This is a genomic window from Pseudomonas haemolytica, assembly GCF_009659625.1.
GTDB classification, from domain to species: domain Bacteria; phylum Pseudomonadota; class Gammaproteobacteria; order Pseudomonadales; family Pseudomonadaceae; genus Aquipseudomonas; species Aquipseudomonas haemolytica.
Genome location: NZ_VOIW01000002.1, coordinates 74329 through 95974, shown reverse-complemented (window position 1 = coordinate 95974; position 21646 = coordinate 74329). Strand labels below are relative to the sequence as shown.

Here is a 21646-nt window from a genome sequence, read left to right as displayed (position 1 = left end):
TCACGGCCCTCCAAAACAGATCAGGCGGTCGGCGTCCTGGATCGCGTCATGCAATTGTCCCAGGCCCGACAACGCCCAGGGTGCCTCCAGGTTGACCGCACTGCGTTGATAGCGCGCGGCTTCCTCGGCGTTAAGCACGCCACGGCGCAAGGCGGCGGCGATGCACACCACGCCGTCGAGCTGGTGCTGGCTGACGAACTCGCGCCATTGGCGCGCAATGTCTTGTTCATCCTGGGGTGCAACGATGTTATTGGACGCGCTGTACACGCCATCCTGATAAAAAAACAGCCGCACAATCTCGTGCCCGCCGGCTAACGCCGCCTGGGCGAACAGTAGGGCGCGGCGCGAGGAGGGCGCGTGGGCGGCGCTATACAGTGCAATCGCGAACTTCATGGAACACTCTGCCAACAAACGTGGGCCAATCATAAAGCCGCCGCCGCGAAAAAGCCCGCCGTGATCAATACGGTCACTGTGGATGATCGTTCTGACGATTGCCGGTAAGCGCCAGGCTGCCTAGTCTGTGGCTATTCGCAACCCAAATGGAATCCCCATGTCAGGTCCCTTGGCGTCCCTTAAAGTGCTGGATTTTTCCACCTTGCTACCCGGCCCGTTTGCCTCCTTACTGCTGGCGGACATGGGCGCCGAGGTGCTGCGCATCGAATCGCCTGCGCGCATCGACCTGTTGCGTGTATTGCCGCCCCATGACCGCGGCACGTCGGCAAGCCACGCGTACCTCAATCGCAACAAGCGCAGCCTGGCCCTGGATCTCAAGCAGGCCGAGGCGGTGGAGATCGTGCGTGAGTTGGTTAAAGGCCATGACATCCTGCTCGAACAGTTTCGGCCCGGGGTCATGGAGCGCCTGGGCCTGGGTTACGCGGCGTTGAAGGCGATCAATCCGCGGCTGATTTACGTGTCGATTACCGGCTACGGCCAGACCGGCCCTTATAAAGACCGCGCCGGGCACGATATCAACTACCTGGCGTTGGCCGGCGTGGCCAGCCACACCGGGCGCCGGGACAGCGGGCCGTTGCCGTTGGGCGTGCAATTGGCGGATGTGGCGGGCGGTTCGCTGCATGCGGTGGTGGGCTTGCTGGCGGCGGTGATTGCCAGGCAGCAGAGCGGGGTGGGGCAATACCTGGATGTGAGCATGACCGATTGTTCGTTCAGCCTGAACGCCATGGCCGGCGCCGGTTACCTGGCCTGTGGGGTGGAGCCAGAGCGGGAGAACCATGTGCTCAATGGTGGGAGTTTCTACGATTACTATCGGACCCGCGATGGGCGCTGGATGTCAGTGGGAAGCCTGGAACCGGGGTTTATGCAGCAGTTATGCGTGGCTCTGGGGCGGCCGGAACTGGCGGTGCACAGCGTGAAGCCTGAGCAGCAGGCAGTGCTCAAGCAGGCCCTGCAGGTGGAATTCGAGAAGCGCAGCTTTGATGAACTATGTGAATTGTTTGCCGGGGTGGATGCGTGTGTGGAGCCGGTATTGAGCTTGAGTGAAGCCCTGCAACATCCACAACTGAAGGCTCGTGAGCTGGTTAGCCAGGTGCCGAGGGGTGATGGCTCGAGCCAGGCGCAGATTGCCTGCCCGTTGAAGTTTTCCGAGGGGTTGCCAGCGCCGAGGCATATCGGTGCAGCGGTGGGGGCGCACAGTGATGAGGTGCTGGCGCAATTGGGGTTCAGTGCTCAGCGGATTGCGGATTTGCGGCAGGCCAGGGTTGTTGGGTGACTGTTCTGATGCCATCGGGAGCAAGCCCCCTCCCACACTTGAAATGTTTTCACCGATTAAATGTGGGAGGGGGCTTGCCCCCGATGAGGCCCTTATTCCACCCGAGTTTGTCCGGTAAACACCAAGGTCTGCCGACATCGACGACACAAATACCGCCGCCCCTGGTTCACCAAGCCATGGCGCTGCGCCGAAAACGGAAAATCACTGTCTGCACACGGGCAGCGGTAGATATAGCGGGTCACCTGCCGGCGCTTGATTTCATAGGTGTGGCAACGATCCGGCGGCAGTTCATAAACGCCGCGCATGATCAACTGCCATTCCTCGCCATGGGGCTGGATACGCTCGCCGAACAATTGGTGGGCAATCAGATGCGCCACTTCGTGAGCCACGGTTTGCTTGAGAAAGTGTTGGCTGTTTTCACGGTACAACTGAGGGTTGAAGCGCAGCAGGTTCTCGTGCAAATGCGCGACACCGGCCTTCTGGCCCCGCAGCTTGAGGCTGACCTGGGGGCGTTTGAAGCTTCGTTTGAAAAAGGATTCGGCTTGCAGGAAACAATCTTCGACGCGGGTATTGAGTTGCTCGGGCATGCTGTACATATCTCCAGAGAGGCCCAGTATGCCGCAAAACCGGGTGTTTCCGAATCTGTCAGGCGCCGAATGGTCATGCATAACGCACAAAGCCACCTTGCGGTGGCCTTGCCTGCGGGTTTATCCGTTCAGTTGGTGTAGATCGGCCCTACGCCCAGGCCCCAGACGATCACGGTGAAGGCCATGATCGCGACCAGTACAACCAGGCCCACGGCCAGCACCGAGCTGGAAAACAGAAAACCTTCGTCCGGGTCGATACTCATGAAGGTCGGCAGCCCCACATACAGCAGGTACACCGTGTAGCAGATCGCCGCCGTGCCCACGACCATCCCCAGCCACATATGCGGGTAGAGTGCCGCCAACCCGCCGACAAACAAGGGTGTAGCGGTGTAGGTGGCAAAGGCCACGCAGCGGGCCATGCTTGGGCTGGCATCGTAGGTGCGAGCCATCCAGTGGATAAACGCTCCCATCACCGCCACACCACCGAGCATGGCGGCGTAAGACATGAGGGTCATCCATAGCGCGCTTTCCTGGGTCAGCATGACCGGGGCACGGTTGCCGATGACCCAGCCAACCTGGGTGGTGCCGATAAAGGCGGATACGGCGGGGATCGCCGCGAGAATCAGGGTATGAGTGAGGTACATGTGGCCGATGCTTTCTTCTTTATCGCCACGGATTTCCCGCCATTCCTGGTCGGGATGGGTAAAAAGCCCCACGACGTGATGGATCATGCCAGTCACTCCTGTCGTTATTACCATCGCCCCCCATCGGAGCGCCCACCGGCCAAATGGCCTGAAAGGTCTGGATATATGTGTGCGACCTCAAGTCGCAGTATAGGAAGTGATGACCGGAATAACCGTAGGGCCTTTAGAGCAAATTGCGCTGTAAACCTTGAGCTTAATCGCGGTGAGGTCTGTCGATTGGAATGCTGGCACCTCTCACATTGAATGTGGGTACTCGACCTCGCTAAAATACCCGGCTTTTCGTCACACACCTTCAGTGGATCCAAGCGCCATGGGCACTCTTACGGTCAACCAGAACAAACTGCAAAAACGCCTGCGTCGCCTGGCCGGTGAAGCGGTCGCCGATTTCAACATGATCGAGGACGGCGACAAGGTCATGGTCTGCCTCTCCGGCGGCAAAGACAGCTACACCATGCTCGACGTGTTGTTGCACCTGCAAAAGGTTGCGCCGATCAAGTTCGAGATCGTGGCCGTCAACATGGACCAGAAACAGCCAGGCTTCCCCGAGCACGTGCTGCCGGCTTATCTGAAAGAACTGGGCATCGAGTACCACATCGTCGAGAAAGACACCTACTCGGTGGTCAAGGAGCTGATCCCGGAAGGCAAGACCACCTGCTCGCTGTGCTCGCGCCTGCGCCGTGGCACGCTCTATACCTTTGCCGACGAAATCGGCGCGACCAAGATGGCCCTGGGGCATCACCGCGATGACATCGTCGAGACCTTCTTCCTCAATATGTTTTTCAACGGCTCCCTCAAGGCCATGCCGCCCAAGCTGCGTGCCGATGACGGGCGCAACGTGGTGATCCGCCCGCTGGCGTATTGCAACGAGAAGGACATCCAGGCCTATTCCGACTTCAAGCAATTCCCGATCATCCCCTGCAACCTGTGCGGCTCCCAGGAAAACCTGCAGCGCCAGGTGGTCAAGGACATGCTGGTGGACTGGGAGCGCAAGACCCCTGGGCGTACCGAAAGCATCTTCCGCAGCCTGCAAAATGTCATCCCGTCACAGTTGGCCGACCGCAACCTGTTCGACTTCACCAGCCTGAAAATCGATGAGACGGCCGCCTCGCGTTTCGTCAATGTAGTGAACCTCTGAGCCTCATCAAGGCTCTAGTACACGGCGCTTGCGGGCGCCGTTTTCAATTTCAATCCCAGAATTCAACTGCCAGGAGAGGGCATGCGCGATTACAAGTGGCTGCACGAATATTGTCTGAACCGCTTCGGTTCGGCGGCCGAGTTGGAAGCCCATCTGCCTGTGCCCAAGACCCCGGCGCAATTGCGCAAGATTACTGATGACCGCTACCTGTCGACCTTGGCGCTGCGGGTGTTTCGCGCTGGCTTGAAGCACAGCGTGGTCGATGCCAAGTGGCCGGCGTTCGAGCAGGTGTTTTTCGGCTTCGACCCGGAAAAAGTCGTGCTGATGGGTGCCGAGCACCTGGAGCGCCTGATGCAGGACACGCGGATCATTCGCCACCTGGGCAAGCTCAAGAGTGTGCCGCGCAATGCGCAGATGATCCTCGATATCGAGCAGGAAAAGGGCAGTTTCGGTGCGTTTGTCGCCGATTGGCCGGTGACCGATATCGTCGGGCTATGGAAATACCTGAGCAAGCACGGCCACCAGTTGGGTGGGCTGTCGGCGCCACGGTTTCTGCGGATGGTGGGCAAGGATACGTTTGTGCCCAGCTACGACGTGGTGGCGGCGTTGAACGCACAGAAGATCGTCGACAAGGCACCGACCAGCCTGCGGGACTTGGCGACGGTGCAGGGCGCGTTCAACCAGTGGCATGCCGAGAGTGGGCGGCCGATGTGCCAGTTGTCGATGATGTTGGCGTATACGGTGAATCATTGAGACCGCGGTGATTCCTTCGCGAGCAAGCCCGCTCCCACATTCGACCGCATTCCAAAGGATGTATGCGGACAAATGTGGGAGCGGGCTTGCTCGCGAAGACGGACTTTCAGGCCCCCGGGGCTTCAGCCAACCGCCGATTCAACTGATGCCGCCAGCGCACATACAGCAGCGCCGTACAAAACACCGCCAGGCTCGCCAGCATCTCCAGCACCCCGAACCACTGGCGGTTCGGATCGTACGCCGCCAGTGCGCCCTTGATGAAATACAGGTTCACCACAAAGCACATCCACGAATGCCCGCGGGCACTGCCGATGATCATCCCTGGCGCCAGCACCAGCAGCGGCACCAGTTCGATCAGCAGGATCACCCATGGGCGCGCCCCGTGCAGATCGGCGATGAACAGGTAGTACACGCACAACAAGCCCACCAGGCTGAAAAACGCCAGCAGGCTCAGTGCGCGTGCAATCTTGACCCGTGGTTCCAGCCACGCCTGGGATGGCAGGACCTTAGGCTTCCTGGCCACGGCCGTTCTCCAGCAGCGTGGCGGTCTTGGCCAGGCGCAGGCCGAGGGCCCGGCACAGGGTGATTTCATGTTGATCGAGCATGCGCTTGCCGTCAGGCCCGGAATGGTGGCTGGCGCCATATGGCGTCCCGCCGCCCTGGGTGTCGAGCAGCGCCTGCTCGCTGTAGGGCAGGCCGGTGATCAGCATGCCGTGGTGCAACAGCGGCAGTAGCATCGACATCAGCGTAGTTTCCTGGCCGCCATGCAGGCTGGCGGTGGAGGTGAACACGCCGGCAGGCTTGCCGACCAACGCGCCGGTGAGCCACAGGTTACTGGTGCCGTCGAGGAAGTACTTGAGCGGCGCGGCCATATTGCCGAAGCGGGTCGGGCTGCCCAGGGCCAGGCCCGAGCAGTGCTTCAGGTCATCCAGGCTGGCATACAGCGCACCTTCGTCGGGAATGCTCGGCGCCACGGCTTCGCACTCGGTGGAAATCGCCGGCACTGTGCGCAGTCGTGCTTCCATGCCGCCTTGTTCAATGCCCCGGGCAATCTGCCGGGCCATCTCGCTCACCGCGCCGTTGCGGCTGTAATACAACACCAGCACATAGGGCGCGCTCACGGCAGGATCTCCAGCACATTCTCGGGCGGGCGGCCAATGATGGCTTTAGTGGTGGTTTCCAGGATCGGGCGCTCCATCAGCTTGGGATGGGCTGCGATAGCGGCGATCAATTGCGCTTCGCTGAGGCTGGCGTCGGCCAAATCGAGGGTTTTGTATTCGTCTTCGCCCGTGCGCAGCAATTGGCGTGCGCTGATCCCCAGTTTTTTCAGCAGGGCCTTGATTTGCGCTGCATCGAGTGGGGTTTCCAGGTAGCGCACCACCTTTGGGGTGAGGCCGCGAGCTTCAAGCAGTTCGAGCGCACCGCGGGATTTCGAGCAGCGCGGGTTGTGATAAAGCGTCAGATCGGTCATGTGCGGGTCGCATCTTGCGTAAGGTGGCAGGTATTCTACCTGCGCTGGCGCCTGTCCTTAAACCGTAAGAGGCGATAGGTCGCAGCCCATGTTCATTTTTGCAAAGGAATACCCCATGACAAGGCGACTGATCGGTGCATTGGCGATCATCACAACCCTGCTGCTCAGCGGCTGTGGTAACGATTACGGCGTTGACCAATATGGCCAGAAAGTGGCGGCCGAACGCTTGGACAAACAGTGGCTGGTGGTCAACTACTGGGCCGAATGGTGTGGCCCGTGCCGCACGGAAATCCCCGAGCTCAACGCGCTGGCTGAGCAAGTGAAAGGGCAGGGTGTGGGGGTGTTCGGGGTCAACTTCGACAATGTGCAGGGTGAAGAGCTGAAAGCTGCCAGCGACAAGCTGGGGATCAAGTTCACGGTACTGGCCCAGAACCCGGATGGGATCTTCGAGATCCCGCGCAGCGAGGCATTGCCGGTGACCTACATCATTGATGACAAGGGTAAGGTGCGGGAGCAATTGATGGGTGAGCAGACGGCGGAAGGTGTGTTGGCCAAGCTTAAAGCCTTGCGCGGCTGACAGATTTGTCCCCAATCAAATGTGGGAGGGGCTTGCTCCCGATAGCGGTGTGTCAGCCAGCACCTGTAGTGCCCGACACACTGCCATCGGGAGCAAGCCCCCTCCCACATTTAGATCCAGTCAATCCCGAAAGTGGGATATCAGCCTTCTTCAAGCCACAAGCGAATCGGCTTGCCCTCGGCCGGCCAGAAACGCGTCTGGTCGATTGGCGAGATGTCCCAACGCTGCACGCCTTGCAGGGCCTGGAAGAAGCGATGCTCCTGCTCCATCAGGGCTTCGGCGCAGAGTTTGCGCGTGCTGCCGAGCTGACCGAAGCTGAGCTTGTCGCCCTCGACGGTGTACGGCGCGAACCAGTGGTTGCAGCCGCCGTTGCCATAGGCACGGCCATCTGCGCCGAGCGTGACGGTCAGGTGCGCGTAGTCCATCAGCGGCCGCTCACCGATCCACTCCACCACGTAGCTGTGGTCGCGCTCGAGCTTCGCGCCATCCGCCGCGCAGCCCGTCAGGCCCACACCGATTGCGGCGAGCAGCAACGCGCCTTTCATTGTGCGGCCTGCTGGCATTTCGGGCAGCGGTGCTTGTCGCCTTCGCTGGCCCAGCCGAGTTCTTTGATGCGTGCGTTGGCGGCCGGTTGCAGCGGTTCTTTGGTCAGCTTGGTTTCCACCGCGAATTCAAACTCGAGCACGGCGTCGCAGCTGTCGCAATTGGCCTTCCAGGTGTGAATCTCCAGTTCGCCAAACTTCGGCCCCAGGGCCATGGCGACCCATTGGCCAGCCGGGCGGATGGAGTAGCGCGCGTCACCTTCGACGGTCAGGCGCATAGACAGGGTTTTACTGCCGCGCAGGGTGACGATCAGGACGTCGCCATGCTTGATCGAACCACCGTTGCCGGTGACCTGGTAGCGGCCCGGCACCAGGGCGCGGCATTCGATCAGGGTGTGTTGCGGGCTCAGCAAGCTGAAGCGGAAATCGTGTTCGGCCATGGATCCTCCAAATAGGCGCGGCATCCTATCACGGGTGCCGGCCTATCATGAGCCTGGTATGTGACCGCTGATCATCCCTCGACCAGGTTCTGCGCCCGGCCATTGGCCCATGCTGCAATGTTGGCCAGCGTGGTGCCAGCAATGGCCGCCAGGGCTTCGCGAGTGAGGAACGCCTGGTGTGCGGTGATGATCACGTTGGGGAAGGTCAGCAGGCGGGCGAGTACGTCGTCTTGCAGGGGCAGGTCCGAGCGGTCCTCGAAAAACAGCTGGGCCTCTTCCTCGTACACATCCAGCCCCAGGTAACCCAACTGGCCAACCTTGAGCGCTTCGATCAGCGCCGGGGTATCGACCAGGCCACCGCGGCCGGTATTGATCAGCATTGCGCCGGGCTGCATCTGCGCCAGGGAACGGGCATTGATCAGGTGCTTGCTGTCAGCGGTCAGAGGGCAGTGCAGGCTGATGATCTGCGCCTCGGCCAGCAAGTCGGGGAGGCTCACATAGCGGGCGCCCAGGGCCTGCACCTGCGGGTTGGGGAAGGGATCATAGGCCAGCAGCTGGCAGCCGAAGCCGGCCATGATCTTGGCGAAGGTCGCGCCGATCTGCCCGGTGCCGACCACGCCGACGGTTTTGCCGACCAAATCGAAACCGGTGAGCCCGTGCAGGCTGAAATCACCGTCGCGGGTACGGTTGTAGGCACGGTGCAGGCGGCGGTTGAGGGCCAGGATCAGCGCCACGGCGTGTTCCGCTACGGCGTGGGGCGAATACGCGGGCACGCGCACGATGGTCAGGCCCAGGCGTTTGGCGGCTGGCAAGTCGACATGGTTGTAGCCGGCCGAGCGCAGCGCAATCAAGCGCGTGCCGCCCTTGGCTAACTGCTCCAGCACCGGTGCACTGAGGTCATCGTTGATAAAGGCGCAGACCACTTCGTGATGTTCGGCCAGGGCAACGGTGTCGAGGTTGAGGCGGGCGGGTTGGAATTGAAGTTCCACACCTTTGGGCAGTGGTTCGCCGAGGAAGCTGTCGCGGTCGTAGGTTTGGCTGCTGAAAAGAATGACGCGCATTAAAAAGGCTCCCTGCAATTTACAAGTTGAAATGCTGACTGAATATGGGAGGGGGCTTGCCCCCCCCCACATTTTGATTGGTGTTGTCCATAGAATTGCGTCAGGCGCTGACTCTGGCTTCACTGGCCAATCGCGTAATCGCCATGTCCAGTTCATCCAGCGCCGCCGTGGCCTTGGCATCATCCTGCTTGAGCAGGGTTTCGGCGCGTTGGCAGGCTGCACGCAGTTGTGGCACGCCGCAGTAGCGCGTGGCGCCGTGCAGGCGGTGCACGCGTTCGATCAGGGCGTGGTTGTCATTGGCTTCACGGGCGAGCGTAATCGCCAGGCGGTCGGCTTCCAGAGAGGCCAGCAGCATGGCAAGCATATCGGCGGCCAGGTCGGCCTTGTTGGCGGCCAGGCGCAGGCCTTCCTCGTGGTCGAGCACCAGCAGTTGCACGCCCTGGGCCAGGCCATCGTTGACGCGCTCCGGGCCTTGGTTGCGCAGGGCCAGGCCGGTCCACTTCAACACCACCTGGGCCAACTGCCGCTCACTGATCGGCTTGGTCAGGTAATCGTCCATGCCGCTTTGCAGCAGGGCACGTTTTTCGTTGGCCATGGCATGGGCCGTGAGGGCGACCACCGGCAGCGGCGTGCCGTGGCGTTCGCTTTCCCACTGGCGGATCGCCTCGGTGCTTTGGCGCCCGTCCATGCCGGGCATTTGCACGTCCATTAATACGAGGTCGAAGGTTTCCTGCTTCACCGCATCGATGGCCGCATAACCGCTTTCCACCGCCTGCACCTTGGCGCCCATGTCTTCCAGCAGGGTTTGTACCAGCAACAGGTTGGCCGGGTTGTCGTCCACACACAGCACTCGCGGCGCACGGCTGGACAGCGGCTCGCCCGGTTCGCTGCGCGAAGGGCGTGGGCTGATCAGGTCGGCCAGTGAGCGGCGCAACTTACGTGTACAGGCGGGTTTGGCCTGCAACTGGCTGTTGGGGTTGGGCACCGATTGGTTGAACAGCATCTGCTCGGTGGTCGGGCACAGCACCAGGACCTTGCAGCCCAGGTGTTCAAGGTCCCACAAATGCTGGTTGAGGCGCTCGGGCGGAATGTCATTGGCGGTGACGCCGAGCACGGCCAGGCTGATCGCCTGTTCGGTCTGGTGCGCACTGGTAATGCCGTTGGTCAGGCTTTCCAGGCTGTTGAACGGTGTGACTTCCAGGCCGCAGTCTTCCAACTGATGTTGCAGGGCCTGGCGCGCCAGTTCGTGGTTCTCCAGCACTGCCACACGGCGCCCCAGCAGCGGCGGGGCGGGCAGGTCTTCAACGTCATCGCGGGTCTTTGGCAGGTTCAGGCTGATCCAGAACTCCGAGCCTTCGCCCGGTGTGCTGTCGACGCCGATTTCGCCGCCCATCTGCTCGATCAAGCGCTTGGAGATCACCAGGCCCAGGCCGGTACCGCCAGGCTGGCGCGACAGCGAGTTGTCGGCCTGGCTGAAGGCCTGAAACAGCGCGCGTACATCCTGGTTGGACAGGCCGATGCCGGTGTCTTGCACACTGATGCGCAACTGCACGCTGTCTTCCTGTTCGTCCTCGATCATCGCCCGGGCAACGATGGTGCCTTCGCGGGTGAACTTGATCGCGTTGCTGATCAGGTTGGTCAGGATCTGCTTGAGGCGCAGAGGGTCGCCCACCAACGCCAGCGGCGTGTCGCGGTACACCAGGCTGACCAGTTCGAGCTGCTTGGCATGCGCGGCGGGGGCGAGGATGGTAAGGGTGTCTTGCAGCAAGTCCCGCAGGTTGAAGGGCACGCTGTCGAGTACCAGCTTGCCGGCTTCAATCTTCGAGAAATCGAGGATCTCGTTGATGATGCCCAACAGGTTATCGGCGGACTTTTCGATGGTGCCCAGGTAATCCAGCTGGCGCGGCGACAGTTCGCTTTTTTGCAGCAGGTGGGTAAAACCGAGGATACCGTTGAGCGGCGTGCGGATCTCATGGCTCATATTGGCCAGGAACTCCGACTTGATGCGGCTGGCCTCCAGGGCCTCCTTGCGTGCCAGGTCCAGCTCGATGTTCTGGATCTCGATGGTTTCCAGGTTCTGGCGCACGTCTTCGGTGGCCTGGTCGATGCTGTGTTGCAGCTCTTCCTGGGCATTTTGCAGGGTTTCGGCCATGCGGTTGATGCCCGACGCGAGCTGGTCCAGTTCCTGGCTGCCCAGCAGTGGCAGACGTGTTTCCAGGTTCCCGTCCTTGAGCTGGGCCACGGCCTGTTTGATTTTGCCAATGGGCGAGTTGATGCTGCGGCTGATCCGCAGGGCGAGGGCAGCGGTACCCATCAGGCCGATGGCGATCAACAACAGGCTGGCGAACAGGCTGCGGTAGCCGCGCAGCAACATGCCGTTGTGGGACAGCTCCACCTCGACCCAACCCAGCAGGCGGTCAGACTCATCGGGGATGAGGTCGCCCGCCAGGTTGCGATGGCGGCCAAATACCGGCAGCAGGTAGCGAGTGGCGTCGTTGCCGGTGCGTTGCAACAGGTGCGAACTGTTGCCGGTGGGCGGCTGGTTAAGCATGGTCGGGCCGGCGTGGGCCAGGGACGAACGGTCTGGAGCGAGAAATGACACGGCACGCACGTCCGGTTGCTCCAGGGATTGGGTGGCGATGCGCTCCAGCAGGTCGGTGTTCTTGTGGCCCAAGGCGGGCGCTACCAGCGGCGCCAATTGTTCGGCGATCATTTCTCCGCGTTGCAGCAACTGGCTCTGCAACTCCGACAGTTGCATCCAGGTGAAATAGCCTCCCAATAACAGGGCCATCAGGCTGGTCGGTAATAAGGTCAGCAACAGTACGCGGCCTTTTATCCCCATTCTTCTAAGCACGCCACTCTCCTGCTACCACGTTGTTATCAATTATCCACGCAGGCATCCGGCCCGCGCCACCTGCGCAGTGTAGCCATTTGCACGGCCTGGAATCTTGCAAATTAATGACATACGGCAATCTTCGGGCCATTCGGCGCCGGGTGGCGATTGCCTGTAACCATTTAATCTTGAATAATCAGTGATTGAGAATGACTTGCAGACGCTAATGACTCCCGCAACAGTTGGCCTACCCACTATCCTGACCATTGAAGATGACCCTGTCCTGGGGGCCTACGTGCATGAGCAGCTCGGCCGCAGTGGTTTCCAGGTGACGTGGTGCCAGAACGGTCAGCAGGGCCTGCAAATGGCCCGCGACCAGGCGTTCGACCTGGTGTTGATGGACATCCTGTTGCCGGGGTTGGACGGGCTGTCGATTCTCACCCATTTGCGCCAGAGCCATGCCATGCCGGTGATCCTGATGTCGGCGCTCGGCGCCGAAGCCGATCGTATCAGCGGCTTTCGCCTGGGGGCCGATGACTACTTGCCCAAACCGTTCAGCATGGTTGAACTGCGCGTGCGCATTGAAGCGATCCTGCGCCGCGTTGCCCTGGATCGCCGGCCTGAACCGCCGCAGCCAGTGGTGCGAGAGGATGTGCGGGTATTGCATTTCGATGATGAACGCTGTGATGTGGCCTGCCAGGAACAGTGGGCGGGGCTGACGCGCAGCGAATACCGCTTGCTGGAAACCCTGCAGCGCAATGCTGAAGAAGTCCTCAGCAAAGCTTTCCTGTATCAGCACGTGCTGCAGCGCGGTTATGCGCCCCATGACCGCAGCCTCGACATGCACGTCAGCCAGATTCGCCGCAAGCTCAAGGCCATCGGCTATGCCGAGCGCGAAGTGCGCACCGTGTGGGGCAAGGGTTATGTGCTGAGCGGTCCTGATGCAGGGCTTTGAGCGATTGCCCGGCAAACACTCGTTGTTCTGGAAGTTGGCCTGCCTGTTGATCGCCTTCTGTTTGCTGATGATTTGGCTCAGTTGGTCGTGGGGCCGCTACATGGAGCAGCAGAGCGCGTACCTGTCGGACAAGTCGCGGGAGATTCTCAGTGGTTACGCCGCAGGCGCAGAGCTGGCGTGGAGCACACAAGGCAGCGCCGGCGTGGATGCCTGGCTGCAACTGATGGCCAAGCGTGAAACCACTTGGGTCGGCGTGATCGGTAACGACCTGCAATCCCTCAGCAGCACGCCTCTGAGGGACAAGGAAAGCCAGCGCCTGACCTTTTTGCGCGGGTTGGATTGGCCGGTCAGCCGGCATGTCATAGGTTTACCCTGGATGAAGGTGCCGTTCCCGGTTGACCCTGGCGTGGGATCGCTGGTGATCGAACTGCCGCAGCGCTTTATGCCCGGGCGCTATCAACTGTTCTGGCGGGTGGTCACCAATGGCGTGATCCCGGGCCTGTTTACCCTGTTGTTGTGCATTGGCCTCTATCGGCTGCTGATCATGCCTCTCAATCAATTACGTGAGCAGGCCAATGCCTGGCGTGCGGATCAATTGAATACGCGCATGTCCCGGGATGCGACCAGTCGTCAGGACGAGCTCGGCGAACTGGGGCGTGCCTTTGACCATATGTCCGAACGCTTGCAGGGCACGGTGCGCTTGCAACAGCAGTTGCTGCGCGACATGTCCCATGAATTGCGCACACCTTTGAGCCGCCTGCGGGTGGCCTGCGACAGTGAGCAAGACCCGGCCAGGCTGCGTGAGCGCCTGAGTCGGGAAATCGACGCCATGCAGCGCCTGGTGGAAGACAGCCTGCAACTGGCTTGGCTCGACAGTGAAACAGCGCCGTTGCCCCAGGAAGACATTCAGCTCCAGGCGTTGTGGGACATGTTGCGGGAAAACGCCTGTTTCGAAAGCCACTGGCCGGCGTCGCGCTTGCCGTGCCTATTGCCGGCGGACAGTTGGGTGCGCGGCAACCTGAATGCATTGGCCCAGGCCCTGGAAAATATCCTGCGCAACGCCATACGCCATTCCCCCGACGATGGCTCAGTGCAACTTGACGGGTGTCGCGAGGGGGACTATTGGCATATCTGGCTGGAGGATCAGGGCGGCGGTATTGATGAGCGGGATTTGGAGCGCATCTTTGCGCCCTTTACCCGCTTGGACGGCTCGCGGCCCGGCGATGGTGGTTTCGGCCTGGGGCTGAGCATTGCCCGCAACGCCGTGCAGCGTCAGGGCGGGCGCTTATGGGCGGAAAATACCGGGCAGGGCTTGCGGGTGCATCTGCGCTTGCTGGCGTGTTAACACTCAGCGCCGGCGCAATTTGCGTTTTTTCCACTGGTGCGCAACCCACCAGCGCCAGTACGCCATGGTCAGGCAATAAGCCAACGCCCCCAATACCAACCCCAATACCACCGAACCCAGCAGGAACGGCTGCCACAGCGTGCTCAACTGGCTGCTGATCCATTCCCAGGTCAGGTCGTCGGGCAGGCTGCGCGGCGGTACGTTCATCAACCAGGCGCCGGTCATGTAGGTACAGAGGAACACCACCGGCATCGTGATCGGGTTGGTCAGCCACACCAGGCTCACGGCGATCGGCATATTGCCGCGCACTGCAATGGCCAGGACCGCGGCGAGCAACATCTGGAACGGAATCGGTATAAACGCCGCGAACAACCCCACGGCCATGGCGCGTGCCACTGAGTGCCGGTTCAGGTGCCAGAGGTTCGGGTCATGCAGCAAGGTACCCAAAAACTGTAAGGACTTATGTTCCCTGATATGGGCGGGATCTGGCATGTACCGTTTGAATAAGCGCCGGGGCATAAGGGTTCCAGGTCAGTTTGAGGGGCAAGTATGCCCGGATTCTATAAACAGAAAATTCAGACTTTGTGACAAAACATCATAGGCGCTGTCGGTCACCCGGCTAAGACTGAGTGGATCACTGGAAAAGGATGATCCATGAAAACAGGGATGTTGGCGTTGGCGCTGGGCTTGCTTGCGTTGCGTTGGTTACCGGCACTGGCGCCTGGCGCTGGGTTACTGGCAATGCTGGTACTGGCCTTGATGTTATTGCCTTTTCGCACCTATCCCTTGGCGTTCTTCCTGGTGGGTTTGAGCTGGGCCTGTATCAGTGCGCAGTGGGCGCTGGATGACCGTTTGCAACCGGCGCTGGACGGGCAAACGCGCTGGGTGGAAGGGCGTGTAATCGGCTTGCCGCAAAAGACCGGCACGGGAGTGCGCTTCGAACTGGCCGACAGTCGGTCGCGCAATGCGCGGCTACCCAAGCGCATCCGCGTGTCTTGGCATGCTGGGCCAGCGGTAAACAGCGGAGAGCGCTGGCGTCTGGCATTGACGCTGAAGCGGCCTGCCGGCTTGCTCAATTTTCATGGCTTCGACTACGAAGCCTGGCTGCTGGCCCAGCGTATCGGCGCCACAGCGACAGTAAAGGACGGTGAGCGCCTGGCGCCGGCCCGCAATGCCTGGCGTGATGCTGTTCGCCAGCGGTTGATGGCTGTGGATGCCCAAGGCCGCGAAGCGGGGCTGGCGGCGTTGGTACTGGGCGATGGCTCCGGGCTTGCGCCTGAAGATTGGCAGGTGCTGCAGGGTACGGGCACGGTGCATCTGCTAGTGATTTCCGGGCAGCACATAGGCTTGTTGGCGGGGTTGCTCTACGGCCTGATCGCTTTGTTGGCCCGCTATGGTTGCTGGCCCCGAACCTGGCCGTGGCTGCCGTGGGCGTGTGGTTTAGCGTTTACCGGGGCGCTGGGTTATGGACTGCTGGCGGGGTTCGGCGTGCCGGTGCAGCGGGCCTGTGTCATGGTGGGCTTGGTATTGCTATGGCGTTTGCGCTTCCGTCATTTGGGTGTCTGGTGGCCGTTGTTGCTGGCGTTGAATGGCGTGCTGGTGCTTGAGCCCTTGGCCAGTTTGCAGCCGGGGTTCTGGTTGTCGTTTGCGGCCGTCGCAGTGCTGGTGCTGGCATTCAGCGGGCGCCTGGGGCCGTGGAGCGTCTGGCAGGCATGGACCCGTCCCCAGTGGTTGATCGCCATTGGCTTGTTTCCCATTTTGCTCGCGCTGGGTTTGCCCATCAGCCTCAGCGCACCCGTGGCCAACCTGTTTGCCGTGCCGTGGATCAGCCTGGTGGTGCTGCCTTTGGCGCTGCTGGGTACATTGTTGCTGTGGGTGCCATTGGCCGGCGACGGTTTGCTTTGGTTGGCGGGTGGCGCGCTGGACGGGTTGTTCAAGGGCCTGACGCTGCTCGCTGTGCGACTGCCTGCCTGGATACCGGCCGAGGTGCCTTTGGGCTATTGGCTGGTGAGCCTGGCCGGCGCGGTTATTTTGCTATTGCCCAAGGGGCTGCCGTTTCGGTTGCTGGGTTGGCCCATGCTGTTGTTGGCGGTGTTTCCACCCAGGGAGTCGATACCTCACGGGCAGGTAGACGTGGTGCAGCTGGATGTCGGTCAGGGGCAGGCCCTGATCCTGCGCACTCGCCATCACACCTTGCTCTACGATGCCGGGCCCCGGGCAGGGCCCGTCGACCTGGGCGCACGGGTCGTCTTGCCGGCGTTGAAAAAGCTCGGGGTAGGGCAGTTGGACATGATGTTGCTCAGTCACGCCGACGCCGATCACGCTGGCGGTGCAGCGGCGGTGGCCCGCGGGCTGTCCGTCAAGCGCGTGGTGGGTGGCGAAACCGAGGGCTTGCCACGGTTTCTTGATACCCAGCCCTGTGCCAGTGGCGAGCGGTGGGAATGGGATGGCGTGTCATTTGAACTGTGGCAGTGGGCGGGTGCGATTGATGGCAATCCGAGATCCTGCGTATTGCAGGTCGAGGCCAATGGCGAACGCTTGCTGCTCACCGGCGATATCGATCGCGCCGCCGAACAGGCATTCCTGGCCTCGCCGCTGGCGGTACCCACCGATTGGCTGCAGGCCCCGCACCATGGCAGCCGCAGTTCTTCGTCCTGGCCCTTCCTGCAGCGGCTGGCGCCGACATCGGTGCTGATTTCCCGTGGGCGCAGCAATGCGTACGGCCATCCTCACCCACAGGTAATGGCGCGCTATCGGGCACTGGGCAGCCGGGTTTATGACAGCGCTGAGCAGGGTGCCGTGAGCCTGCGTTTGGGTGCGTTCCAGGCACCGACTGTTGCGCGCAGTCAACGCCGTTTCTGGCGCGAACCGTTACCGTAATCCGGCGTTACCAAAGACTTGGGCCTGCGATAGGCGGGCCTGTAGCCGACGAACCCCGCTGCCGAACCTATATGGTAAAGTGGCGCACTTTTTCGAGGGGGCATTCACTGTGTGGGAATTGGTCAAATCCGGCGGCTGGATGATGTTGCCGATCATTCTGAGCTCCATCGCCGCACTCGGCATCGTTGCCGAACGCCTGTGGACCCTGCGCGCCAGTCGCGTTACCCCCGAGCACCTGCTGGGGCAGGTCTGGGGCTGGATCAAGAACAAGCAGCTCGACAAGCAAAAGCTCAAGGAACTGCGCGCCAATTCGCCGCTGGGTGAAATCCTCGCTGCCGGCCTGGCCAACTCCAAGCATGGCCGCGAGATCATGAAAGAGTGCATTGAAGAAGCGGCTGCCCGGGTTATCCATGAGCTGGAACGCTACATCAATGCCCTCGGTACTATCGCCGCCATGGCGCCCTTGCTCGGTTTGCTCGGGACGGTGCTGGGCATGATCGATATCTTCAGCTCGTTCATGGGCTCGGGCATGACCACCAACGCGGCGGTATTGGCCGGGGGCATCTCCAAGGCCTTGATCACCACGGCAGCAGGCCTGATGGTGGGTATTCCCTCGGTGTTCTTCCATCGCTTCCTGCAACGTCGCATCGATGAGCTGGTGGTCGGCATGGAGCAGGAAGCCATCAAGCTGGTGGAAGTGGTGCAGGGAGACCGTGACGTGGACCTGGTTGAGGGCAGAGCGTGAAATTTCGCCGCAAGCAACGGGAAAATGTCGATATCAACCTTGCATCGTTGATCGACGTGGTGTTTATCCTGCTGCTGTTTTTTGTCGTGACCACCACCTTCACCCGAGAAACCCAGCTGCGTGTCGACTTGCCTGAAGCGGTGAGCGGTTCGCCTGCCGAAGACCAGCAGGTCAAGCAACTGGATATCGCCATCAGCGCTGATGGCGTGTTCTCGGTGAATAACCAGTTGCTGGCGAAGAATGACCTCGCCAGCCTGATGGAGGCGTTGCAGAAGGAGTCCGGTGGTGACACCCAACTGCCGCTCTCCATCAGCGCTGACGGCAAGACGCAGCATCAAGCCGTGATCACCGCCATGGACGCTGCCGGCAAGCTCGGTTTCAGCCATTTGCGCATGACCACCGTCGAGGCGGCGGGCCCGCCCTGATGGCCATGTCCGATCGTTTGCTCAAGGCCTGGTACGAGGGCCATCCGGCATTGGTATTGTTGCGACCGCTGGAATCCCTGTATCGCCGGGTGGTGCAACGTAAGCGTGACCGCTTCGTGGCGGGCGAGGGCGAGATTTATCAATCGCCGGTGCCGGTGGTGGTGGTCGGTAATATCACCGTTGGAGGTACCGGCAAGACGCCGTTGATCCTGTGGTTGATCGAACACTGCCGGCGCAGCGGTTTGCGCGTGGGCGTGGTCAGCCGTGGCTACGGTGCCAAGCCGCCTCAGTTTCCGTGGCGAGTCGAGGCCAGCAACAGCGCCGAGGTGGCTGGCGACGAACCCTTGCTGATCGTGCAGCGCAGCGGCGTAGCGTTGATGATCGACCCCGACCGCAGCCGTGCGGTAAAGGCCCTGCTTGCCAGCGAACCGCTAGACCTGATCCTTTCCGACGACGGCTTGCAGCATTACCGCCTGGCCCGCGATCTCGAACTGGTGCTGATCGATGCCGCCCGCGGCCTGGGCAATCGCCGTTGCCTGCCGGCCGGGCCGTTGCGCGAGCCGGTGGAGCGCCTGCAGAGTGTCGATGCGCTGCTCTATAACGGTGCCGGTTCGGACCGTGAAGATGGCTTTGCCTTCCGCTTGCGGCCCACCGCGCTGGTCAATCTGCACAGCGGCGAGCGCCAGCCGGTCACGCACTTTCCGATGGGCCAGCAGGTGCATGCAGTCGCCGGTATTGGCAATCCGCAACGTTTCTTCAATACCCTTGAAACGCTACACTGGCAGCCGATACCCCATGCTTTTGCCGACCACGCGCCCTATAGCGCCGAGGTCTTGAATTTTACGCCGTCATTGCCGCTGGTCATGACCGAAAAGGACGCGGTGAAGTGCCGCGCCTTTGCCCAGCCCGACTGGTGGTACCTTGCGGTGGATGCGGTACCGTCGCCGGCGTTTGTCGCCTGGTTCGACACGCAGCTGATGCGTCTGCTGCCCAACCGTCTCTTGCCTTAAAACGCTTCTTTCCAGGAAACATTCATGGACACCAAACTGCTCGACATCCTCGCTTGCCCGATCTGCAAAGGCCCGCTCAAGCTCAGCGCCGACAAAACCGAGCTGATCAGCAAAGGTGCCGGCCTGGCTTACCCTATCCGTGACGGCATCCCGGTCATGCTCGAAAGCGAAGCCCGTACCCTGACTACCGATGAGCGCCTGGATAAATGACCACCGCCTTTACCGTTGTCATTCCCTCGCGCTATGCCTCGACGCGCCTGCCGGGCAAGCCGCTGCAAATGATCGGCAATAAGCCGATGATTCAGCTGGTGTGGGAACAAGCGTGCAAAAGCAGCGCCGAGCGGGTGGTAGTGGCCACCGATGACCCGCGAATTATCGAGGCGTGCAAAGGTTTTGGTGCCGAAGCGGTACTGACCCGCGAAGACCATAATTCCGGCACTGATCGCCTGGCCGAAGTCGCCACCAAGCTTGGCCTGGCGCCCGACGCTATCGTGGTGAACGTGCAAGGCGACGAGCCGTTGATCCCGCCGGGCGTCATCGACCAGGTCGCCGCCAACCTGGCGGCCCATGGTGAAGCGCGCATGGCGACCTTGGCCGAACCGATCGAAGACATCGAGACGCTGTTCAACCCGAACGTGGTGAAAGTGGTCAGCGACATTAATGGCCTGGCACTGACCTTCAGTCGTTCGACCTTGCCTTGGGCGCGGGATGCCTTTGCCAAGAGTCGCGATATATTGCCGGAGGGTGTTCCGTATCGCCGCCATATCGGCATCTACGCCTATCGGGCCGGCTTCCTGCATGATTTCGTCAGTTGGGGCCCGTGCTGGCTGGAAAACACGGAATCCCTGGAGCAACTGCGTGCCCTGTGGCACGGCGTGCGCATCCATGTAGGCGATGCTCTGGAAGCGCCGCCAGCGGGTGTCGACACCCAGGAAGACCTCGAGCGCGTCCGTCGCCTGCTGGGCGCCTGATGGAAGTCCTGTTTGTATGCCTGGGCAATATCTGCCGCTCGCCAACCGCTGAAGGCGTGCTGCGCTATAAGCTGCGCGAAGCAGGCTTGGCCGGCCAGGTTGAGGTGGCGTCTGCCGGCACCGGCGAATGGCATATCGGCAACCCGCCGGACCAGCGCAGCCAACGTGCGGCGCTGGAGCGTGGTTATGACTTGTCGTCCCAGCGTGCCCAGCAGGTCTCCCGCGCCGACTTTGCGCGTTATGACCTGATCCTGGCCATGGACCACAGCAACCTGCGCAACCTCAAGGCCATGCAGCCGGGGCAGGGCAAGGCGGAACTGGATTTGTTCCTGCGTCGCTTTGACGGCGAAGTGGACGAGGTGCCAGACCCATACTATGAAGGTGAGCAAGGTTTCGAGCGGGTCCTGGACCTGATCGAGCGCGCCTGTGATTTATTGGTGATCGAATTGAAGGGGCGGTTATGACCTTGCAAGTGCTTGCGCAGGTATCGCTCAAGCCGTTCAACAGCTTCGGCATCGACGTGCGCGCTCAATTATTTGCCGAGGCCCACAGTGATGCGGATGTTCGCGAGGCGCTGGCCTACGCCGCTGCACAGGCGGTGTCGCTGCTGGTGATCGGTGGCGGCAGTAACCTGCTGCTGACCCAGGATGTTCCTGCCCTGGTCGTGCGCATGGCAACCCAAGGTATTCGCGTGCTGCACGACGATGGCGTGCACGTGGTCGTCGAAGCCGAAGCGGGCGAAGCCTGGCATCCGTTTGTACTGTGGAGCCTTGAACACGGCTTCTGCGGCCTGGAAAACCTCAGCCTGATCCCTGGCACGGTCGGTGCGGCGCCGATGCAGAACATCGGTGCCTACGGCGTGGAGATCAAGGATGTGTTTGCCGGCCTCACCGCCCTGGATCGCCAGACGGGCGAGCTGCGGGATTTCAGCCTGGACGAATGCAAGTTTGCTTACCGTGACAGCCTGTTCAAGCATGAAGTCGGGCGTTGGCTGATCCTGAGGGTACGCTTTGCACTCAGCCGCGCCAGCCATCTGAAGCTCGACTATGGCCCGGTGCAACAGCGACTGTCCGCGCAGGGCATCACCGTCGCTACACCCAGCGATGTGAGCCGGGCAATTTGCAGCATTCGCCGTGAAAAACTGCCCGACCCGGCGGAGCTGGGCAACGCCGGCAGCTTCTTCAAGAACCCACTGGTATCCCAAGCCCTCGCCGCAGAACTGCAAAGCCAGTATCCGGACCTGGTGGCCTACCCTCAGGCCGATGGGCAAATGAAACTCGCCGCCGGCTGGCTGATCGACAAGGCGGGCTGGAAAGGCTTCCGTGATGGCGATGCGGGCGTGCATAAGCTGCAGGCACTGGTGCTGGTCAACTATGGTGCAGCGACGGGCCGCGAGATTGCCAACCTGGCGCGACGTATCCAGCAGGATATAGCCACGCGCTTCAAGGTTGAGTTGGAAATGGAGCCCAACCAGTACTGACCTTTC

The 21646-nt window shown here is 61.4% G+C and carries 25 protein-coding genes; 14 read left to right on the top strand and 11 right to left on the bottom strand.

All coding sequences use genetic code 11. The features are described from left to right. Window positions 1-393, bottom strand: coding sequence for a sulfurtransferase complex subunit TusD (gene tusD, locus FRT59_RS06665; RefSeq protein ID WP_003192069.1), 393 nt, complete (start codon window positions 391-393; stop codon window positions 1-3). Window positions 394-550: 157 nt separating this feature from the next. On the opposite strand from tusD, the gene FRT59_RS06660 reads away from it, so the two are divergent. Continuing rightward, window positions 551-1726: a CaiB/BaiF CoA transferase family protein gene (locus FRT59_RS06660; RefSeq protein ID WP_153870749.1), complete on the top strand. Its 1176-nt coding sequence runs from the start codon at window positions 551-553 to the stop codon at window positions 1724-1726. 92 nt (window positions 1727-1818) lie between these two features. Here the strand turns inward: FRT59_RS06660 and FRT59_RS06655 are convergent, their stop codons facing one another. Next, a complete protein-coding gene (locus FRT59_RS06655; protein ID WP_153870748.1) occupies window positions 1819-2313 on the bottom strand; it encodes a SprT family zinc-dependent metalloprotease in 495 nt (164 codons plus the stop codon). A 128-nt stretch (window positions 2314-2441) separates the two neighbouring features. Further along, window positions 2442-3044, bottom strand: coding sequence for a Yip1 family protein (locus tag FRT59_RS06650; protein WP_005789070.1), 603 nt, complete (start codon window positions 3042-3044; stop codon window positions 2442-2444). Between the two features lie 283 nt (window positions 3045-3327). On the opposite strand from FRT59_RS06650, the gene ttcA reads away from it, so the two are divergent. Both ttcA and FRT59_RS06640 read left to right on the top strand, forming a co-directional pair. Then, window positions 3328-4152 (top strand): tRNA 2-thiocytidine(32) synthetase TtcA, encoded by an 825-nt coding sequence (gene ttcA / locus FRT59_RS06645; RefSeq protein ID WP_034120217.1) that lies wholly within the window; start codon window positions 3328-3330, stop codon window positions 4150-4152. Between the two features lie 81 nt (window positions 4153-4233). After that, window positions 4234-4905 (top strand): DNA-3-methyladenine glycosylase I, encoded by a 672-nt coding sequence (locus FRT59_RS06640; protein ID WP_034120216.1) that lies wholly within the window; start codon window positions 4234-4236, stop codon window positions 4903-4905. Window positions 4906-5011: 106 nt separating this feature from the next. Here the strand turns inward: FRT59_RS06640 and FRT59_RS06635 are convergent, their stop codons facing one another. The 3 genes from FRT59_RS06635 to arsC are packed head-to-tail and all read right to left on the bottom strand — an operon-like array spanning window position 5012 to window position 6376. Then, entirely contained in the window at window positions 5012-5428 is a 417-nt protein-coding gene (locus FRT59_RS06635) for a DUF2069 domain-containing protein (RefSeq protein ID WP_034120215.1), read from the bottom strand. Beyond that, window positions 5412-6026 carry an NAD(P)H:quinone oxidoreductase gene (wrbA, locus tag FRT59_RS06630; protein WP_034120214.1) on the bottom strand — a complete coding sequence of 205 codons (615 nt, stop codon included), beginning with the start codon at window positions 6024-6026 and terminating at the stop codon, window positions 5412-5414. Before wrbA ends, FRT59_RS06635 begins: the two co-directional genes overlap by 17 nt. Then, on the bottom strand, window positions 6023-6376 hold the full coding sequence (arsC, locus tag FRT59_RS06625) for an arsenate reductase (glutaredoxin) (RefSeq protein ID WP_153870747.1): 354 nt from the start codon (window positions 6374-6376) through the stop codon (window positions 6023-6025). Before arsC ends, wrbA begins: the two co-directional genes overlap by 4 nt. Before the next feature lie 115 nt (window positions 6377-6491). Between arsC and FRT59_RS06620 the strand changes: the two genes are divergently transcribed. After that, window positions 6492-6953 carry a TlpA disulfide reductase family protein gene (locus tag FRT59_RS06620; protein ID WP_034120212.1) on the top strand — a complete coding sequence of 154 codons (462 nt, stop codon included), beginning with the start codon at window positions 6492-6494 and terminating at the stop codon, window positions 6951-6953. A gap of 140 nt (window positions 6954-7093) precedes the next feature. Here FRT59_RS06620 and FRT59_RS06615 read toward each other — a convergent pair whose 3' ends face one another. The 4 genes from FRT59_RS06615 to FRT59_RS06600 form a co-directional block, all read right to left on the bottom strand. Next, a complete protein-coding gene (locus FRT59_RS06615; protein ID WP_153870746.1) occupies window positions 7094-7498 on the bottom strand; it encodes an META domain-containing protein in 405 nt (134 codons plus the stop codon). Next, on the bottom strand, window positions 7495-7935 hold the full coding sequence (locus FRT59_RS06610; RefSeq protein WP_153870745.1) for a hypothetical protein: 441 nt from the start codon (window positions 7933-7935) through the stop codon (window positions 7495-7497). Before FRT59_RS06610 ends, FRT59_RS06615 begins: the two co-directional genes overlap by 4 nt. A gap of 71 nt (window positions 7936-8006) precedes the next feature. Further along, window positions 8007-8996: a 2-hydroxyacid dehydrogenase gene (locus tag FRT59_RS06605; RefSeq protein WP_153870744.1), complete on the bottom strand. Its 990-nt coding sequence runs from the start codon at window positions 8994-8996 to the stop codon at window positions 8007-8009. Window positions 8997-9096: 100 nt separating this feature from the next. After that, a complete protein-coding gene (locus FRT59_RS06600) occupies window positions 9097-11850 on the bottom strand; it encodes a response regulator (RefSeq protein ID WP_198809813.1) in 2754 nt (917 codons plus the stop codon). A gap of 205 nt (window positions 11851-12055) precedes the next feature. Between FRT59_RS06600 and FRT59_RS06595 the strand changes: the two genes are divergently transcribed. Next, entirely contained in the window at window positions 12056-12784 is a 729-nt protein-coding gene (locus tag FRT59_RS06595; protein WP_153870743.1) for a response regulator transcription factor, read from the top strand. Continuing rightward, window positions 12771-14129, top strand: coding sequence for a sensor histidine kinase (locus FRT59_RS06590; RefSeq protein ID WP_153870742.1), 1359 nt, complete (start codon window positions 12771-12773; stop codon window positions 14127-14129). Before FRT59_RS06595 ends, FRT59_RS06590 begins: the two co-directional genes overlap by 14 nt. Window positions 14130-14132: 3 nt before the next feature. On the opposite strand, the gene FRT59_RS06585 is transcribed toward FRT59_RS06590, so the two are convergent. Beyond that, window positions 14133-14648: a DUF2062 domain-containing protein gene (locus FRT59_RS06585; RefSeq protein WP_034120205.1), complete on the bottom strand. Its 516-nt coding sequence runs from the start codon at window positions 14646-14648 to the stop codon at window positions 14133-14135. A 147-nt stretch (window positions 14649-14795) separates the two neighbouring features. Here FRT59_RS06585 and FRT59_RS06580 point away from each other — a divergent pair, with 147 nt between their 5' ends. The 8 genes from FRT59_RS06580 (at window position 14796) to murB (ending at window position 21640) form a co-directional block, all read left to right on the top strand. Next, a complete protein-coding gene (locus tag FRT59_RS06580; protein ID WP_153871118.1) occupies window positions 14796-17009 on the top strand; it encodes a DNA internalization-related competence protein ComEC/Rec2 in 2214 nt (737 codons plus the stop codon). Between the two features lie 109 nt (window positions 17010-17118). Next, entirely contained in the window at window positions 17119-17754 is a 636-nt protein-coding gene (locus FRT59_RS06575) for a MotA/TolQ/ExbB proton channel family protein (protein ID WP_034120356.1), read from the top strand. Then, a complete protein-coding gene (locus FRT59_RS06570; RefSeq protein ID WP_034120201.1) occupies window positions 17751-18179 on the top strand; it encodes an ExbD/TolR family protein in 429 nt (142 codons plus the stop codon). The genes FRT59_RS06575 and FRT59_RS06570 overlap by 4 nt, the downstream gene beginning before the upstream one ends. Continuing rightward, window positions 18179-19189 (top strand): tetraacyldisaccharide 4'-kinase, encoded by a 1011-nt coding sequence (gene lpxK / locus FRT59_RS06565; protein ID WP_153870741.1) that lies wholly within the window; start codon window positions 18179-18181, stop codon window positions 19187-19189. The genes FRT59_RS06570 and lpxK overlap by 1 nt, the downstream gene beginning before the upstream one ends. A 24-nt stretch (window positions 19190-19213) precedes the next feature. Next, window positions 19214-19399, top strand: coding sequence for a Trm112 family protein (locus tag FRT59_RS06560; protein WP_003174668.1), 186 nt, complete (start codon window positions 19214-19216; stop codon window positions 19397-19399). Continuing rightward, the gene (gene kdsB / locus FRT59_RS06555; RefSeq protein ID WP_153870740.1) at window positions 19396-20160 is read left to right on the top strand and encodes a 3-deoxy-manno-octulosonate cytidylyltransferase; all 765 of its coding nucleotides are present in this window, start codon (window positions 19396-19398) and stop codon (window positions 20158-20160) included. Before FRT59_RS06560 ends, kdsB begins: the two co-directional genes overlap by 4 nt. Then, window positions 20160-20624, top strand: coding sequence for a low molecular weight protein-tyrosine-phosphatase (locus FRT59_RS06550; protein ID WP_034120194.1), 465 nt, complete (start codon window positions 20160-20162; stop codon window positions 20622-20624). Before kdsB ends, FRT59_RS06550 begins: the two co-directional genes overlap by 1 nt. Then, window positions 20621-21640: a UDP-N-acetylmuramate dehydrogenase gene (gene murB, locus FRT59_RS06545; protein WP_153870739.1), complete on the top strand. Its 1020-nt coding sequence runs from the start codon at window positions 20621-20623 to the stop codon at window positions 21638-21640. Before FRT59_RS06550 ends, murB begins: the two co-directional genes overlap by 4 nt. Window positions 21641-21646: the final 6 nt, after the last annotated feature.